The organism is Micromonospora sp. CA-111912 (assembly GCF_050948415.1).
In the GTDB taxonomy this organism is placed as follows: domain Bacteria; phylum Actinomycetota; class Actinomycetes; order Mycobacteriales; family Micromonosporaceae; genus Micromonospora.
Map to the genome: position 1 here is coordinate 4,000,698 of NZ_CP192007.1, position 16,614 is coordinate 4,017,311.

The 16,614-nt window shown below is 73.5% G+C and carries 13 protein-coding genes and 2 pseudogenes; 9 read left to right on the forward strand and 6 right to left on the reverse strand.

What is annotated here, in order from left to right:
- Positions 1–46 precede the first annotated feature (46 nt).
- From uxaC to ACQPZO_RS16580, 5 genes and pseudogenes are all read left to right on the forward strand, one after another.
- On the forward strand, positions 47–1,477 hold the full coding sequence (gene uxaC / locus ACQPZO_RS16560; protein WP_433341983.1) for a glucuronate isomerase: 1,431 nt from the start codon (positions 47–49) through the stop codon (positions 1,475–1,477).
- Positions 1,474–2,778 (forward strand): enolase C-terminal domain-like protein, encoded by a 1,305-nt coding sequence (locus tag ACQPZO_RS16565; protein ID WP_433341984.1) that lies wholly within the window; start codon positions 1,474–1,476, stop codon positions 2,776–2,778. Before uxaC ends, ACQPZO_RS16565 begins: the two co-directional genes overlap by 4 nt.
- Positions 2,769–4,259 carry a mannitol dehydrogenase family protein gene (locus tag ACQPZO_RS16570; RefSeq protein ID WP_433341986.1) on the forward strand — a complete coding sequence of 497 codons (1,491 nt, stop codon included), beginning with the start codon at positions 2,769–2,771 and terminating at the stop codon, positions 4,257–4,259. Before ACQPZO_RS16565 ends, ACQPZO_RS16570 begins: the two co-directional genes overlap by 10 nt.
- The gene (locus tag ACQPZO_RS16575) at positions 4,256–5,524 is read left to right on the forward strand and encodes a Gfo/Idh/MocA family protein (protein ID WP_433341988.1); all 1,269 of its coding nucleotides are present in this window, start codon (positions 4,256–4,258) and stop codon (positions 5,522–5,524) included. The genes ACQPZO_RS16570 and ACQPZO_RS16575 overlap by 4 nt, the downstream gene beginning before the upstream one ends.
- 419 nt (positions 5,525–5,943) lie before the next feature.
- Positions 5,944–6,552: pseudogene (locus ACQPZO_RS16580) on the forward strand (pectate lyase); the annotation flags it as partial.
- 441 nt (positions 6,553–6,993) lie between these two features.
- On the opposite strand, the gene ACQPZO_RS16585 reads toward ACQPZO_RS16580, so the two are convergent.
- The gene (locus ACQPZO_RS16585) at positions 6,994–7,671 is read right to left on the reverse strand and encodes a DedA family protein (RefSeq protein WP_433351037.1); all 678 of its coding nucleotides are present in this window, start codon (positions 7,669–7,671) and stop codon (positions 6,994–6,996) included.
- 168 nt (positions 7,672–7,839) lie between these two features.
- Between ACQPZO_RS16585 and ACQPZO_RS16590 the strand changes: the two genes are divergently transcribed.
- Together ACQPZO_RS16590 and ACQPZO_RS16595 are read left to right on the forward strand one after the other, a co-directional pair.
- A complete protein-coding gene (locus ACQPZO_RS16590) occupies positions 7,840–8,688 on the forward strand; it encodes an HD domain-containing protein (protein ID WP_433351039.1) in 849 nt (282 codons plus the stop codon).
- Positions 8,689–8,777: 89 nt separating this feature from the next.
- A complete protein-coding gene (locus ACQPZO_RS16595; RefSeq protein WP_433341989.1) occupies positions 8,778–9,527 on the forward strand; it encodes a dienelactone hydrolase family protein in 750 nt (249 codons plus the stop codon).
- Positions 9,528–9,582: 55 nt separating this feature from the next.
- Here ACQPZO_RS16595 and ACQPZO_RS16600 read toward each other — a convergent pair whose 3' ends face one another.
- The 4 genes from ACQPZO_RS16600 to ACQPZO_RS16615 all read right to left on the reverse strand — a co-directional run bounded on the left by ACQPZO_RS16600 (position 9,583) and on the right by ACQPZO_RS16615 (position 13,358).
- On the reverse strand, positions 9,583–9,906 hold the full coding sequence (locus ACQPZO_RS16600; protein ID WP_161684008.1) for a hypothetical protein: 324 nt from the start codon (positions 9,904–9,906) through the stop codon (positions 9,583–9,585).
- On the reverse strand, positions 9,903–12,092 hold the full coding sequence (locus ACQPZO_RS16605) for an EAL domain-containing protein (protein WP_433341991.1): 2,190 nt from the start codon (positions 12,090–12,092) through the stop codon (positions 9,903–9,905). The genes ACQPZO_RS16600 and ACQPZO_RS16605 overlap by 4 nt, the downstream gene beginning before the upstream one ends.
- Before the next feature lie 182 nt (positions 12,093–12,274).
- A complete protein-coding gene (locus tag ACQPZO_RS16610) occupies positions 12,275–13,009 on the reverse strand; it encodes a restriction endonuclease (protein WP_433341992.1) in 735 nt (244 codons plus the stop codon).
- Positions 13,010–13,118: 109 nt separating this feature from the next.
- Positions 13,119–13,358: a winged helix-turn-helix domain-containing protein gene (locus ACQPZO_RS16615; protein ID WP_350888974.1), complete on the reverse strand. Its 240-nt coding sequence runs from the start codon at positions 13,356–13,358 to the stop codon at positions 13,119–13,121.
- A gap of 318 nt (positions 13,359–13,676) precedes the next feature.
- On the opposite strand from ACQPZO_RS16615, the gene ACQPZO_RS16620 reads away from it, so the two are divergent.
- Positions 13,677–13,970, forward strand: coding sequence for a DivIVA domain-containing protein (locus ACQPZO_RS16620; protein WP_433341994.1), 294 nt, complete (start codon positions 13,677–13,679; stop codon positions 13,968–13,970).
- Between the two features lie 2 nt (positions 13,971–13,972).
- Positions 13,973–14,284 carry a hypothetical protein gene (locus ACQPZO_RS16625; protein WP_433341995.1) on the forward strand — a complete coding sequence of 104 codons (312 nt, stop codon included), beginning with the start codon at positions 13,973–13,975 and terminating at the stop codon, positions 14,282–14,284.
- Positions 14,285–14,864: 580 nt separating this feature from the next.
- Here ACQPZO_RS16625 and ACQPZO_RS16630 read toward each other — a convergent pair.
- Positions 14,865–16,349 (reverse strand): annotated as a pseudogene (locus ACQPZO_RS16630) (ABC transporter ATP-binding protein); the annotation flags it as partial.
- Positions 16,350–16,614 lie beyond the last annotated feature (265 nt).

Here is a 16,614-nt window from a genome sequence, read left to right on the forward strand (position 1 = left end):
GCCGGTCCGCCCCGTTCGACCGACCGCACCCGAGGAGCCATCCGACGTGCCGACCACCTCCAGACCCGACCTGCTCCTCCCCGCCGACCCGGGCCTGCGGGCGCTGTCCCGGCAGCTCTACGCGTTGGCGGCCGAGCAGCCGATCATCTCGCCGCACGGGCACGTCGACCCGGCGCTGCTGGCCGAGGACCGGCCGTTCCCGGACCCGTCCCGGCTGATCATCGTGCCCGACCACTACCTGACCCGGATGCTGCTCAGCCAGGGCGTTCCCCCGGCGGACCTGGGCGTCCCGACGGTCGACGGCAGCCCCGTGGAGACCGACGGGAGGACCATCTGGCGGCGCTTCGTCGACGGCTGGCACCTGTTCCGGGGCACCCCGTCGCGGCTGTGGCTGGAGCAGACCCTCACCGAGGTCTTCGGGGTGGACACCCCGCTCTCCCCGGCCACCGCCGACGCCGTGTACGACGAGGTCGCGGCCCGGCTCGCCGAGCCGGAGTTCCGGCCCCGGGCGCTGTTCGACCGGTTCCGCATCGAGGTGCTCGCCACCACCGAGTCGCCCCTGGACGACCTGGCCCAGCACGCCAAGCTCGCCGCCGACGGCTGGGGCGGCCCCGGCGGCAGGGTGGTCACCACGTTCCGGCCGGACAACGTCGTCGACATGGAGTTCGACGACTGGGCCGCCAACGTCGAGCGGCTCGGCGAGGTCTCCGGCGAGGACACCGGCACGTACGCCGGGTTCCTGGCCGCCCTGCGGCGACGCCGGGAGGCGTTCATCGCGGCCGGCGCCACCTGCTCCGACCACGGCCACCCGACCGCCCGCACCCTGAACCTGAGCGGGTCGGAGGCGGCGGCGCTGTACGAGCGGGGCCGGCGCGGGGTGGCCGACGCCGCCGACGCGGAGGCGTTCCGGGCGCACATGCTGCTGGAGTTCGCCCGGATGTCGCTCGACGACGGGCTGGTGATGCAACTGCACCCCGGCTCGGTGCGCAACCACAACCGCCGGCTGTACGCCCGGCACGGCCGCGACGTCGGCGGGGACATCCCGCAGGCCACCGAGTACCTGCACGCGCTCACCCCGCTGCTGGACGCGTACGGCAACGACCCCCGGCTGCGGGTGGTGGTCTACACCCTCGACGAGTACACCTTCACCCGGGAACTGGCTCCCCTCGCGGGTGGCTACGCGGCCCTGTACCTCGGCGCGCCCTGGTGGTTCCTCGACTCCCCCGAGGTGCTGCGCCGGTTCCGGGAGGCGGTCACCGAGACCGCCGGGTTCTACAACACGGCCGGGTTCGTCGACGACACCCGGGCGTTCTGCTCCATCCCGGTACGTCACGACGTGGCCCGCCGGGTCGACGCCGGCTTCCTCGCCCGGCTGGTCGCCGAGCAACGGCTGACCGAGGACGAGGCCGCCGAGACCATCGTCGACCTCGCGTACCGCCTGCCCAAGAAGGTCTTCAAGATCGGGGAGCACCGGTGAGCGTCACCATCACTTCCGTGGACGTGCACGACGTGCGCTTCCCGACCGCGGCGGCCGGCGACGGCTCGGACGCGATCAACCGGGGCGACTACTCGGCGACGTACGTCGAGCTGGGCACCGACGCCGGGCCGGTGGGCGCCGGGTTCACCTTCACCAACGGCCGGGGCAACGAGATCACCTGCGCGGCCGTGCGCGCCCTGGCCCACCACGTCCGGGGCAGGACGGTCGAGGAGATCGTCGCCGAGCCGGTGGTGTTCTGGCGCTCGCTCAGCGCCGACGCGCAGCTGCGCTGGCTGGGGCCGGAGAAGGGCGTCATCCACATGGCGACCGGCGCGCTGGTCAACGCCGTGTGGGACCTGCGGGCCAAGCTCGCCGGCAAGCCGATGTGGCGGTTCCTGGCCGAGCTGCCCACCGAGGACCTGGTGGCCAGCATCGACTTCCACCACATCACCGACGCGCTCACCCCCGGCGAGGCGGCCACCATCCTGGACCGGGGCCGCGACGGGATGGCCGACCGGCTCGCCCTGCTGGAGCGCGACGGGTTCCCGTCGTACACCACCTCCGTGGGTTGGCTGGGCTACCCCGACGACAAGGTCCGGGCGCTGACCCGCGAGGCGTACGCGCAGGGCTGGCGGGCGATGAAGATGAAGGTCGGCGGCCCGCCCGCCGACGACCTGCGCCGCGCCCGGATCATCCGCGCGGAGATCGGCTCCGACGCGCTGCTGATGATGGACGCCAACCAGGTGTGGGACGTCGACGAGGCGATCGTCAACATGACGGCGCTGGCCGAGGTGGACCCGTACTGGATCGAGGAGCCGACGCACGCCGACGACATCCTCGGCCACGCCCGGATCGCCCGCGCGGTGACCGAACTGACCGGCGGGCGGTGCCGGGTGGCCACCGGCGAGGTGGCCGCCAACCGGGTGATCTTCAAGCAGCTGCTCCAGGCCGAGGCGATCGGCGTGATGCAGATCGACGCCTGCCGGGTCGGCGGGGTCAACGAGGTGCTCTCCGAGATCGTCATGGCGGCGAAGTTCGGGGTGCCGATCTGCCCGCACTCCGGCGGCGTCGGCCTGTGCGAGTACGTGCAGCACCTGGCGATCTTCGACTTCCTGCGGGTCGGCGCCAGCCTCGACGGCCGGATGGTCGAGTACGTCGACCACCTGCACGAGCACTTCGTCGACCCGGTGCGCACCCGGGGCGGCCGGTACCTGCTGCCCACCGCACCCGGCTACAGCTCGACGATGCGCCCCGAGTCGATCGCGGAGTTCCGCTTCCCGGACGGCCCGGTATGGCGGTGACCGTCGGGGCGTCCCGGCTCGGGCTGGCCGCGCTGCGCCGGCTGCCCGAGGCGAGCCGCCCGCTGCTGCGCCCCGGCACCGTCCCCGCCGGCATCGTGCACCTCGGCCTGGGCGCGTTCCACCGCGCCCACCAGGCCGTCTACACGGAGGCCGCGATCGGCGCGGCAGGCGGCGACTGGGGCATCGTCGGGGTCGCCCCGCGCAGCACCGAGCTGGTCGAGACGCTCGCCGCGCAGGACAACCTGTTCAGCGTGACCACCAGGGCCGCCACCGGCGGCGGCACCCAGGTGATCGGGTCGCTGGCCGGGGTCCGGCACGCCGCGAGCGACCCGGCCGGGATCGTGGCGCTGCTCGCCGACCCGGCGATCCGGGTGGTCACGCTGACCGTGACGGAGAAGGCGTACCAGCTCGACCCGGTCACCGGCCGGCTGCGCCCGGACCCGGCGCTCGCCGCCGACCTGGCCGGCGACGGGCCGCCCGGCACGGTGCCCGGCCTGCTGGTACGCGGGCTGGCCGCCCGGGCGGCGGCCGACGCGGGGCCGATCGCGCTGGTCAGCTGCGACAACCTGCCGTCGAACGGGGTCCGGCTGCGCGGCCTGGTCGAGCAGGCGCTGGCCCGCTCCGGCGCATCGGAGCGGGTGCTCGGCTGGGTGGCCGCGAACGTCACCTTCCCCGGGACCATGGTGGACCGGATCGTGCCGGCCAGCACGGCGGACACGTTCGCCGTGGCCCGGCGCGCGCTGGGCTTCGCCGACCTGGCGGCGGTGGACGCCGAGCCGTACACCCAGTGGGTGATCGAGGACGCCTTCCCCGGCGGCCGGCCCGCGTGGGACCGGGCCGGAGCCGTGCTCACCGACGACGCCGGGCCGTGGGAGCGGCTCAAGCTGCGCGGCCTCAACGGCCTGCACTCGGCCACCGCCTACCTGGGCGCCCTCGCCGGTCGGGAGACCGTCGCCGACGCGCTGGGGATCCCCGGCCTGACCCGGGTGCTGCGCCGCCTCGTCGCCGAGGAGGTGGCGGTCAGCTTCGCCCCGCCGGCCGGGGTGTCGGTGGTCGAGTACGGCGACGAGGTGCTGGGCCGCTTCGCCAACCCGGCGATCCGGCACCGCACCCTCCAGGTCGCCCTGGACGGCTCGCAGAAGCTGCCCCAGCGGATCCTGCACACCATCGCCGACCTGCGCGCGGCCGGCCGTCCGGCGCGCTGGTCCGCGCTGGTGGTGGCCGCGTGGGCGCGGTTCGCCTGCGGTCACGCCGACGACGGCGGCACGCTCCCGCTGGTCGACCCGCTCGCCGACCGGATCCGGGGCGCGCTGGCCACCGCCGACGGCACCCCGGCCGGGGTGGTCGACGCCCTGTTCGCGCTGCGCGAGGTCTTCCCCGCCCAGCTGGCCGACGACGACGAGGTACGCGCCGACGTCACCGACTGGCTGGCCGCCCTGCACCGGCACGGGGTGGCCGCGACCCTGGCCGGTGCGGCGTGAGCGACGCCCGCCCGGGGTCCGCCCCGGGTGGTCCGGGCCGGTCCGGCGCCGGGGGCCCGCCCCGGGTGGCGGTCATCGGGGCGAACGGGCACGGCCGCTGGCACCGCCGGGCGATCGCGCCGCTGCACGCCGCCGGCCGGGTCCGGCTGGTCGCCCTCGTCGACGTACGCCCGATCGAGGAGGAGCCGCACGCGCCGGTGCCGGCCGGCGCGGGGGTCTTCACCGACCACGCCGCGATGCTCGCCGAGGCGAAGCCGGACGTGGTGGTGGTCTGCACCCCGCCGCACACCCACCTGCCGATCGCGCTGGACGTGCTGGCCGCCGGGGCGGACCTGCTGCTGGAGAAGCCGCCGGTGCTGTCCACGGCCGAGCACCGGACGCTGACCGCCGCGCTGGCCGACACCGGCCGGTCCTGCCAGGTCGGCTTCCAGGCCCTCGGCTCGGCCGCGCTCGCCGAGCTGACGGCGGCGGTGACCGGCGGGCGGCTCGGCACGGTCACCGGCATCGCCACGGTCGCGGCCTGGCAGCGCCCGGACGGCTACTACGCCCGGGCCCCCTGGGCCGGCCGGCGGACGCTGAACGGCCGGCCGGTGCTCGACGGGGCGCTGGCCAACCCGTTCGCGCACGCGGTGATGCAGTGCCTGGCGGTGGCCGAGGCGGTTGCCGGCGGGCCGGTGCGGCCGGCGGTGATCGAGCTGGAGCACTACCGGGTCCGCCCGATCGAGGTGGACGACACGGCGGCCCTGCGGGTCGTCCCGCGCTCCGGGCCACCGATCGTCGCCGCGGTGACCCTGGCCGGCGAGGACTTCGTCGCCGGTGAGGTGATCGTGACCGGCACCGCCGGCCGGGCCGTGCTGGAGTACCCGACGGACCGGCTGCTGCTGCCCGGCGACGACGCGCCCCGGGAGGTGCCGGGGCGGCGTGGCCTGCTGGAGAACCTGCTGGACCGCCGCGCCGACGGGACGCCGCTGATCGCCCCGCTGGCCCGCACCGCACCGTTCACCGCCGTGCTGGAGGCGGTCCGGGCCGCGCCCGAGCCGGCCCTGCTCGGCGGCGACCTGGTGACCGCAGCCGGGAGCGGGCCGGACCGGGTGCTGAGCGTCCGCGGTGTCAACGGGGCGCTGCGGCGGGCGGCCGGGTCCGGCGCGCTGCTGTCGGAGCTGGCGGTGCCGTGGGCGGTGCCGCCGACGCGCACCGAGCTCACAGAGGAGAAGTACTCGCCACGGAATCCGCCGCACCGACCAACCACATCGGAGAGTCCCTGATGCGTCCACGCGTTCTCGGGGCGGCCCTGGTCGCCCTGTCCCTGCTAGTCGTACCGGGCGCGGCGGCGTCGGCCGCCCCCGGCGCCACCGCCCCGGTGCCCGACCCCGTCGAGCGGCTCGCCCGCCAGGCGCTGCCGGCCGGCGACGGCTGGGCGGCCGACGGCGTCGGCACCACCGGCGGCTCGACGGCCGCCGCCGACCAGGTCCACCTGGTCCGCAGCCGGGCCGAGTTGGTCCGCGCCCTGGGCGGCGACAACGCCACCAACCGGGCCAACGCCACCCCCAAGGTGATCGTCGTCGACGGCGTCGTGGACGGGTTCGAGGCCGACGACCGCAGCCTGCTCGACTGCGCCGACCTGGCCGACCCGGGGTACTCGCTGGCGGCCTACCTGGCCGCGTACGACCCGGCGGTGTGGGGCATGACGCCGCCGACCGGGGCGCTGGAGGCCGCCCGGGTGCGCTCGGTGGCGAGCCAGACGCGGCAGACCCAGATCAACGTCGGCCCGAACACCACCATCGTCGGGCTGCGCGGGGCGACGCTGACCGGGCTGACCCTGATGATCGACAGCGCCAGCAACGTCATCGTGCGGAACCTGACCTTCGACGACGCCCGGGACTGCTTCCCGGCGTGGTCGCCGACGGACGGCGCCACCGGCAACTGGAACTCCCAGTACGACCAGATCTCGGTGCGGCGCAGCGAGCACGTCTGGGTCGACCACAACAGCTTCACCGACGGCGACAACCCGGACAGCGCCCAGCCGGTGCACTTCGGCCGGCCGTACCAGGTGCACGACGGGTCGCTGGACGTCACCCACACCGCCAGCCTGGTCACCGCCTCGTACAACCGGTTCGTCGGACGGGACAAGCTGATGCTGATCGGCTCGTCGAACACGGTCGGGCTGGACGTCGGCCGGCTCAAGGTGACCCTGCGCCACAACCTGTTCGACCGGGTGCTCCAGCGCCTGCCCCGGGTCCGGTTCGGCCAGGTCGACGTCTACAACAACTGGTACCGGCTGGCCGGCGAGGACTTCCAGTACGCCGTCGGGGTCGGGGTGCAGTCCGCGCCGTACGTGGAGAACAACTGGTTCACCCTCGGTGCGGGCCTCGCCGCCGAAAACCTGCTGTACGACTGGGGCGGCACCGCCGTCACCACCCGCGGCAACTGGGTCCGCGCCGACGGCGGCCGGGCCCGGCCGGTCGACCTGGTGGCCGCGTACAACGCGACCCACGATCCCGACTGGGCGCCGACGCCGGCTGGACGCCGGCCCTGCGCAGCGGCCAGGTGCTGCCCGCGCCGCTGGTCCCGCTCGTGGTCGGCGCGCTGGCCGGGGCGAACCGGCTGCCGCTGTAGAGACCCCGGGCACGCCGCGTCGTCCCGCGCGGCACGTCCGGGAGGTGGGTCGCCGCGTCGGCGCTCAGCGCGGCGACCCACTCACTCCCCCGCACACCCCACCACCAGTCCCACGGCCTCATCCGGCGGCCCGACGGGCCGCCCGGCGGTGCCGCCAGAGACGGGCCACCACCAGCACCACCAGCAGGGCCAGCAGCGCCTCCCCGCCCAGTCCGAGGCGATGCTCCAGCAGCCGGTACGAGGCTCCAGCCAGGTAGCCGAGCACCGCCACGGTCACCGCCCAGAGCACCCCGCCGCAGATGTTCGCCAGGGTGAACGTGCCCCGTGGCACCCCGCTGATCCCGGCGATCCCCGGCACGAGGGCGCGCAGCGCCGCCACCCAGCGGCCGAGCACCACCGCCACCGCGCCCCGGCGGCGGACCAGATCCAGCGCCCGCCGAAGCTCCCCCGAGCGGGCCAGCCTGCGGGGCACGCGGGACAGCAGCCGGCGGCCGTACCGGCGGCCGATGAGGTAGCCGGTCTGGTCGCCCAGCGCCGCCCCGGCCACCGCCGCGGCGGCCACCGCCCACAGCGGCAGCCGACCCGAGTGCGCGAGCACTCCGCCGACCAGCACCGCGACCTCCCCCGGCACGAACAGCCCGAGGAAGGTGGACGCCTCCAGCGCGGGGAGCAGGAAGACCAGGGCGAGCACCAGCGCGGGCGGCGACGCCACCAGCACCGCGAGCACCCGGTCCACCCGGCCATTCTTCCCGGACGGCGACGGCCGGTGACGCCGATCGCCGTTTCCGGCCGCCACCGGCGCGCGCCGCCGTTACCGCCCACTGCCGGCGAGCACCGCCCGGATCGGGGTGGACACCGCCGGCCGGCCGGGGAGCAGAGGGGTCGGCGCGGCTCCGGGCGGTCGCGCACGACACAAGCCCGACGAGGGGACCCGCGGACGGTGAAGATCAGCTATAAGTGGTCCATGGACTTCCCGCCGTACCTGGCCACCATGCCGATGCACGCGATCACCGAGATCCACGGGGAGCCCGGCCTGCTGGAGCGGTTCCGGCTGGAGATCCGCGCGTTCGACTCCGACGCGCGGGCCCGGCTCACCGCCGCCCTCGACCTGGCCGCCGAGCTGCACCGCGACGACCGGCGGGTGCGCGAGCCGTACCTGAACCACCTGCTGCGGGTGGCGATCCGGCTGATGCACCACTACCAGGTGCGCGACGTGGACGTGATCGTCGCCGGCCTGCTGCACGACGCGGTGGAGGACCACCCGGCTGAGCTGGCGGGGCTGACGGGGGACCACCCGGTCGAGCCGGCGGGCCGGGCGGGGGGCCACCCGGCGGGGCCGGCGGGCCGAACGGGGGACCACCCGGCGGGGCCTGCGGCGGACAGGCCCACGGCGGGGCCGGAGGTGGCGGCCGGCGACCCCACCCCGGCGGCGCTGGCGGTGCTCGCCGCGCGGTTCGGCCCTCGGGTCGCGCGCCTGGTCGCCGCAGTCACCAACCCGGCGTACGACCCGGGGCGCGACCGGCACGCGCAGTACCGGGAGCACGTGGCGGCCAGCCTGGACCGGGAGCCGTGGGCCCGGGTCATCAAGATCTCCGACTTCACCGACAACGGGGTCGGCGTGATCCACACCGTCGGCCCGAAGGTGTTCTCCTCGGCGACGAAGTACCGTCCGCTGGTGCCGGTCCTCCGGGAGCTGATCGCCCGGCCGGACACCCCGCTCCTACCGGCGGTGAAGGCACACATCTTCAGCCAGCTCGACCTGGCCGAGGAACGCTTCAGCGCGATCCTCGACGTGCCGGCGAGCGCCGGCTGAGACAGGCCCCCGTGGGCGGTGGTGGTGTCGATCGGCGGCAACCCTGGTAGGGGCTGCGTACCGGCATCAGTCCGAGAAAGGATGGTGCCATGCCCACCAGGACCCTGCAGATTCCCACCGCCGACGGCCAGGCCGACGCTTTCGCCGCCCTCCCCGACCGTGGCGGGCGGCACCCGGGGGTGCTGGTCTACATGGACGCCATCGGCGTGCGGCCCGTGCTGAGGGAGATGGCCCGCCAACTGGCCGAGCACGGGTACTACGTACTCGTTCCCAACGTCTACTACCGGCACGGCCCGGCACCGGTGATCGAGCTTCCCGAGCACATCGGAAAAGAGCTCCGACCGGCCGTCTTCGCCCAGCTGATGCCCCTGGTCGAGGCGCACACCACCGAGCGCGCCCTGCGCGACGCCGACGCCTACCTCAAGTTCCTCACCACCCAGCCCGAGGTCAGCGTCGGACCGGTCGCCGTGATGGGCTACTGCATGGGTGCCGTCCTGGCGATGCGCACCGCGGCGGCCCACCCCGGCCAGGTGGCTGCCGTCGCCGGATTCCACCCCGGCCCCCTGGTCACCGACGCGCCCGACAGCCCGCACCGCCTCGCCCCCGAGCTCACCGCCCAGGTCCACCTCGGCCTCGCCGAGAACGACATGGGTTCCAAGGCCATCAGCGAGCTCAACCAGGCCCTGGATGTCGCAGGTGTCCGCCACACCTGCGAGATCTACCCCGGCACCGTCCACGGCTTCACCATGTCCGACACCGACGCCTTCAATCCCTCCGCGCTGCAGCGCCACTGGGACCGCCTGCTCCCCCTCCTCGACCGCACCCTGGCCAACGGCTGAGGCACCGGCACCCGGCTCCGGATTCCTCGGCCGGCACGCCGGCCGCGAAGCAGTGTCAGTCCTGGTCGTCGAGGAGCGGGCGGAGCTGTTCCAACAGCCGAGCCCGGCTGACGTTGCGCGGCAGGTCCACCTTCAGGTCGATCCCGGGGCCGGTGACCGTCAGGGTCACCGACGGGCGAGGGTCCCGCAGCCGCCAGTTGCGGATCGCGGCCACCAGGTCGCCCAGCTGGGGCTGCAACGCGGCGAGTGCGGCGAGGTTCGCCAGCAGGCCCGTTCCCTCGACGGCGAGGGTGATCGCCGACAGGTCACGAACGCCCTCGTACGGCAGGTCCAGTTCCTCGAAGACCTCGGCCGGCAGCAGCAGCTTGACTGTGGTCATTCCTCGCCTCTCACCAGGCCCGCGATCCGCTCGCGGGCGGCCTGATCCAGTGGTTGCAGCGACGTCGACGCGACGGCGCCGCTGAAGAATCCCTGCACGTGGTGGATTCCCAGGTCGTAGATCTGCTTGAGGGTCACCGGCGCCGCGTCGTCGAACCCCTCCACGATGACGGCCCGGGGCGTGGGGGCCTGCCCGAGGTCGCTCGCGTGCCGGGACACCCGCGCCACCAACGCGAGTTCCTCCAGCGCCATCGGGTGGTGCAGCACCGCCCGGTCGACCTTGATCTGGGTCAGCGGCAGCTCCGCCATCCGGGCCAGCGAGGCGTACCCGACGCCGAAGTCGTCGACGGCGAAGCTGATCCGAAGCTCCCGGGCCAGCTCGGTGAGGCGCCGGTGGAAGTAGAGCAGCGGCTCCTGCGGCCACCGCTCCCCCGGGCCGGGCTGGATCGCGTCCTGCTCGGAGATCTCCAGCGTGAGCGTGCGCGGATGCATGGCGGCCTCGGCGAGCGCCCTGCTCACCTGGCTGAGGTACGAGTCGCTGAGCAGCGAGCGGACCGCGACGTTCACCGACAGTGGCTTGGTGCCGTGCCACGGGGCGTCCGCGTCCGCGGTGGCGTACGAGTGGATCGACTTGGCGAGCAGCAGCGAGTCGCGCTCGACGATGAAGCGGTCACCCCAGACGTACGCCATCTGTAGCGCGGCGAGTGGCGCGCGGAGCTCCTTGTCGCTGCGGCGCGCGAGGGCCTCGAAGCTGTGGATGCTCACTCCGGCCGGGCGCAGGTCCAGCTCCACGACGGGCTGGAACACCATGATCATGGAGTCGACCAGCTTCTGGTAGAGGCTGAAGGCGTACTCGTACAGGTTCAGTGGCAGCCGACCGAAGGCGGTGCGCAGGGCGGTCACCACCTGCATCTCGGCCTGCAGCGGGTCGCCGAGGAGATTCGAGTCCCACAGGGCCCGGAGCATGACGGCGAGCGGCTCGCCCATGTCGAGCAGCGCGACGGCGGGGTCGACGACAGTCAACGTGAGGATGCGATCGTCCTCGTAGGAGAGCGGAACGCAGAGCAGCCGCAGGCCGGCGTCGTTCGAGACGATGTGCCCGGGCATCGACGTGCGGTACCGGATCGCGTCGGCGGAGCTCAGTTCCAGCAGCGGTCGCAGCTCCTCCTTGTCGAAGCGGGCGGTGGAGTCGGCCACCCGGATGGCCGGGCCGGAGAACTCCACCACGGCCACGGAGGCCGCGGCCAGCGCGTGCCGGACGATCTCCACCCGCTCGGCGTGCCCGCGCTGCTGGGACGCCCGCATCGGGTGGGCCTCGGAACGGAAGACCCGACCGAGCAGCTGCACGATCGAGCTGGACTGGTCCTCAAGCGGGCTCTTACAGGGCCGGGTGGTGCTGGGGTTGGCGGGCGAACTCTGCAACCGACGCTCGTGCCGCGAGGTCGGCGGCTGGACCAGCACGGTGGTCGGGCCCCACATGTGCACGAGTTGGACCGGTGGTGGTTCGAGCCCCTGCTCGGCCACGAACGCGGCCATCTGACCGAACGACACCCGGCCCCTGTCGTCGGCGGCGCCGCCGCGAAGGGCGCTGAGCAGGTGGTATGTCAGCACCCCGTGCCCGTGCTCCTCGTCCTCCCGCGCCGCCGCACCGTTACGGCAGGCCAACAGCGCGCTGTGCCGGTCGACCCGGGTGCGGTAGGTCTGCATCGCCTCGGCGTGGCGCAGGTCGGCGTCCAGATAGATCCCGGCGTGGCAGCAGTCGAGGACGAGGAAGGAGGTGCCAGCGAAGGTCTCGAAGACGTCCCGCTTCAGGAAGGCCATCCGCAGGCCGTTGTCCGGCTCCCGGCGAAGGGCGTCCGGGTTGAGGTCGGCCGTGACGAGGTACGCGTCGAGCTGGGTGCTCCACTCGGGCACCAGCGCGTGGCCGGCGAAGTACACGAGCAGCACGTCGGAGGGGCCGGAGTCCAATGCCATCTCGCGAAGCCCGGCCTTGATCTCACGCCAGGTCGCCTCCGCGCCGACGTACATTTTGATGTCGGCGTCGTCGAAGGTGCCGATCTCCTCGTCGAGCAGCACCCCCCGGACGGCCTCGACATCGCGTTCCGCATATCGCAGGGCGGGCAGCCGAACGTCGCTCCCACCCTGGTTGACCCCGATCAGAACCGCCCGCCGCCGGCTCGGCGCCATGCAGAAACCCCCACTGAAGGATCCGCCCGCGCTGACGAGACGGAATCGGAGCAGCACTCAGGGCGAGGTTATCGGTTTCGACGAGCGTCCTTGATCTGACCGCCGAGTCAGATACCCGTCAATGGTGGAATCGGCCGGCGAGCACCCGGCCTGCCGCCCGAGCGGACGGCCGATCGGGAGACTCAGCGGGCCGCGAACAGGCCCGGGGGCGGAGTGCGCGTCCACGCCCAGGTTTCCAGAGCCGCCCGGTCCACCAGCGCGATGTCGAGCTGCCGGGCCAGCCGCACGCCGTCGCCCGCCGTGAAGAAGCTGTTGGTCACGATCACGCAGAGCTGACCCCCGTGCACCTCGCGGCAGGTCCCCGCGAAGCGCTGGATGGCGGCGCTGCCCACCCGGTTGTGCGCGCTCTGCCGCTTGCACTGCACCACCACCCGCCGCCCGTCCGGCGCGACCGCCACGACGTCCGCGCCCCGGTCCCCCGACCCGCCCGTGACCGTGACCTGCCGGAACCCCGACGCCTCCAACAGCCGGGCGAACCACCGCTCGAACTCCGGCCCGGACATCGCGTCCGTCACCGCGATCAGCATGTCCCGCCGGGCCTGCTCAACCCGCTGTCGCTCCTGCTCAACCCGCTGTCGGGCCCGCTGCCTCGCCCGGGCGAAGAGCAACGCGGCGACGGCAAGGCCGACGACCGCCAGCAGGAGGACCGACCAGTACGGGTGCCGCCGCACGAAGTCGACCGCCAGGACCACGAGCACCAGCGCGGACACGCCCCCGAAAAGCAGCGCCGCGCTCCCGGCACCTCCGCCGGACCGGCCACGGCGGGCCGCCCCGCCGCCGCGAGCGCGCCGCCGCTTGCGGTAGTGGGCCCGGACCCGGGCACCGTCGCGGCGGATGTGGGACTTCACGTACGGCATGCGGCACCTCCGACGACGGGACACCAGCTTGCCGATCGGCGGGGACAGTTTTCACGCCCCGACGCCGGTTCTGTCGGCTACCCGTCACGCCGGCATCGACCTCGTCCGCCTACGGCTCCCGCATCCAGGTCTTCGGGTCGGTAACGAAGATGCCCTTGCCCTGATGCCGTCGGATAACTCGCAACGCTTCCAAGCGCACGTAGACCATCTTGACGGTAGACGGGCTGACCTGGTGGGTCGCCGCAATTTGCGCGATCGAGGGCAGCCTGTCGCCCGGCCTGAGCTTCTCGGCCCGGACGTCGGCGACGATCTCGTCGGCGATGCGGATGTAGTCGGCGGTGATCGGCATGACCTTCCCCCTGCGTGGCACGCCAATTTGATCACGCAAGGACACCCTGCAACAACTCAGAGTTTGACTAAGACGACTGGGACAGCTAAGTTTGCTCCTGCCTCTCCCCTTGCGTGGCAACAAGGAACAGAGGCATTCCCCCGGTCGGGGCGGGCGCCCCCTGCCCGCCCCGACCCACCGGATTGCTCCGCCGCCGTACCGCCGAACCGGGCTGCGGCGGCGGAGCGGGCGGGCCGTCCGTGGCCGGTGCGGACGGCCCGCCCTTCCAACCCACCGCACGGACCCTGCACGTTTCCGTCTGCCCCGGAAAGGATCGTCGTGGCCCAGGTGTATCGAGGTGGCCAGCTCTACGGGACGGGCCGGCCGGCCCGGTTGACCCCGCACGAGGTGCGCACCCGGGCGTTCGACCCGCGTCGGCGCGGCGTCGACGCCGATCAGGTACGCGAGTTCCAGGCCCGACTGGCCGACGAGCTGACCGAGCTGCACGAGGAGGTGCGGCTGCTCGTACAGGAGAACGACCGTCTCAAGCGGGCACTGCGCGACTGGCAGATCATGCACGCCCAGGAGTGCCGCCCGCCGGAGCAGCAGCCACCCAACCGGGGCCACTGGTAGCGATGCGACCCTCCCCCGGCGACCTGCTGACGATCGACGGCCGGGCCTCGGTGCAGTTCGCCGGAGACCGGGCCCTCACCTTCCGCGTCGTGTCGGTTCCCGACCAGCCGACGTACCACGGCTGGATCTGGCTGACCGGCTACGTGCTCGACCGTCGCGGCCTGGCCACCGCCAAGCGCGAGTTGTACGTCCAGCTCGCCGGCCTGCGCCCCGCCTTGCCGCCGACCCCACAGAGTCGCAGGACGGTACGAGGCACCGTGCCTGCGGGCGCGATTACACCAACCCGCACGGCGGCTCGGTGGCTGCCCAGGTAGATGCCGATGTCGAGGACTACCTGGGCGAAGTCCTCTGGATCCCATCAACGAACTGCTCGATCTCAACCTGATTCCCTCTCACCGGCCCGCCGCCGAGGCATTCGTCAGCCGCCGAGTACCCAGGGCCCGGCAGAGTCGTGAGGGTCTCCGACTTGGCAGGCCTCAGGGAATGCCCGCGCTGCCGACACCATCGGCCCCTGCCGGGTCGGCCTTCGCCGGGTCGGCCCCTGCCAGGTCGGCCTGCCCTGCGTTGGCCCCTATGGAGCTGCCCCGTTTGTGCTGCCGAGGGAGTGGGAGCGTGGACGGGGCAGCTCCATAGGGGCCAAAGGGCAGGTCCCCGACCGGGTGAGGGGGGTATTCGTCAGGCCGCCGCCCGACTGCCCGCTGCACGGGGCTGCGTGGCGGCGACCTCCTGGGGCATTCGCGGGAGAGGGGAACATGGCCGAGGACCGGTGAGACCGAAGCCCTGGCCAGGATCTCGGCTCATCCGCAAGGAGCGGAACGGGACTCCCGGACGCACGTACCAGTCAGGCGAGGTGGGCAGCAGCGCCAGGCTCCCCAACGGGCAGGGCAAGTTTGGTCAGGCGGCGAGGGCGGCGTAGCGGCCGGCGCGGTCGAGCAGGCCCTCGTGCGTGCCGGACTCGACGATCCGGCCGTGGTCGAGCACGGCGATCTGGTCGGCGTCGCGCACGGTGGAGAGCCGGTGGGCGATCGTGATCGTGGTACGTCCCCGGGACAGCTCGTCGAACGCCCGTTGCACGGCGCGCTCGGTCTCGGTGTCCAGCGCGCTGGTGGCCTCGTCGAGGACCAGCACCCGGGGATCCCGCAGCAGGGTACGGGCGATGGCGAGGCGCTGCTTCTCCCCGCCGGAGAACCGGTGCCCCCGCGAGCCGACCATGGTGTCGTACCCGTCGGGCAGGGCGACGATGAGATCGTGGATCTGGGCGGCGCGGGCCGCGTCGGTGATCTCGGCGTCGGTGGCGTCCGGCCGGGCGTACCGCAGGTTCTCCCGCACGGTGGTGTGCAGCAGGTACGTCTCCTGGCTGACCACGCCCACGACGGCGGCCAGGTCGGTCAGCCGCAGGTCGCGCAGGTCGATGCCGTCGATGGTGATCCGCCCGGCGGTGGGGTCGTGCAGCCGGCTGACCAGGGCGGCGAGGGTGCTCTTGCCGGAGCCGGTGTGTCCGACCAAGGCCAGGCCGGTGCCGGCCGGCACGTCGAGGGTGACCCCGGCGAGGGCGGCGGTGTCGCTGCCCGGGTAGGTGAAGGTGACGCCCTCGACGCGGACGTGGCCGCGCACCCGGCGCGGGTCGATCTCGACCGGGCGCTCGGGGTCGTCGACCTCGACGGGGAGGTCGAGGTACTCGAAGATCCGGGCGAACAGCGCCATCGAGGCGGTGAGCGAGACGCCCACGTCGAGCAGGCCCATGAGCGGCCGGAACAGCCCGCCCTGGAGGGCGGTGAAGGCGACCAGGGTGCCGATGCTCAGCGTGCCGGCGGTCCCGGGGAGGCCCGCGCCGAGGTAGATGAGCGCGGGGATGGCGGCGAAGATGACGCTCATCGAGGCCATCCGCCAGCGGCCGGCGAGGTCGGAGCGCAGCTCCAGGTCGACCAGGCGGGCCGAGGATCCGGCGAACCGGTCGATGAGCGCGTCGCCCGCGCCGAGGGTCTTGCTGAGCTGCACGCCGCTGATCGACAGACCCTCCTCGATGGTGACGTTGAGGTCGGCCAGTTCGCGCTGCCGCTGCGCGGTGATCTCCCGACGCATCCGGGCGACCCGGCGGGTGAGCCAGATCGACGGGGGCAGCACGACCAGGGAGATCAGCGACAGTCGCCAGGACAGCGCCGCCATGGCGACGACGGTGGCGACGACCGTGGTGAGGTTAGACGCGATCGAGGTGGCGGTGGAGGTGACCACCGTCTGCATGCCGCCGATGTCGTTGGTGATCCGGGACTGCACCTCGCCGGTGCGGGTGCGGGTGAAGAACGCGATCGACTGGCGGTGCAGGTGGGCGAAGACGTCGGTGCGCAGCCGGTGCATGACCTGCTGGCCGACGCGGGTGGACGGCGGGTGAGCCTGCGCGTCCCGGTGAGCACCGACCCGACCCGGGCCGGGGTGGTCAGGCCGTCGTTGACGGCGCGGATCAGCGGGGCGGGACGGTCCACGGCCGGCAGCAGCGGCCAGGCATCGACCAGCGCCCGTTCCAGCCGGACGACGGGCACACCCCGGCGGTTCAGCGCGTGCGGCGGTGCGGGGCGGAACCCGCGCCGGTGGTGCAGCACGAGGTACGGCCGGGAACGCAGCCCCGACCCGGCCGGCACGTCGAGGT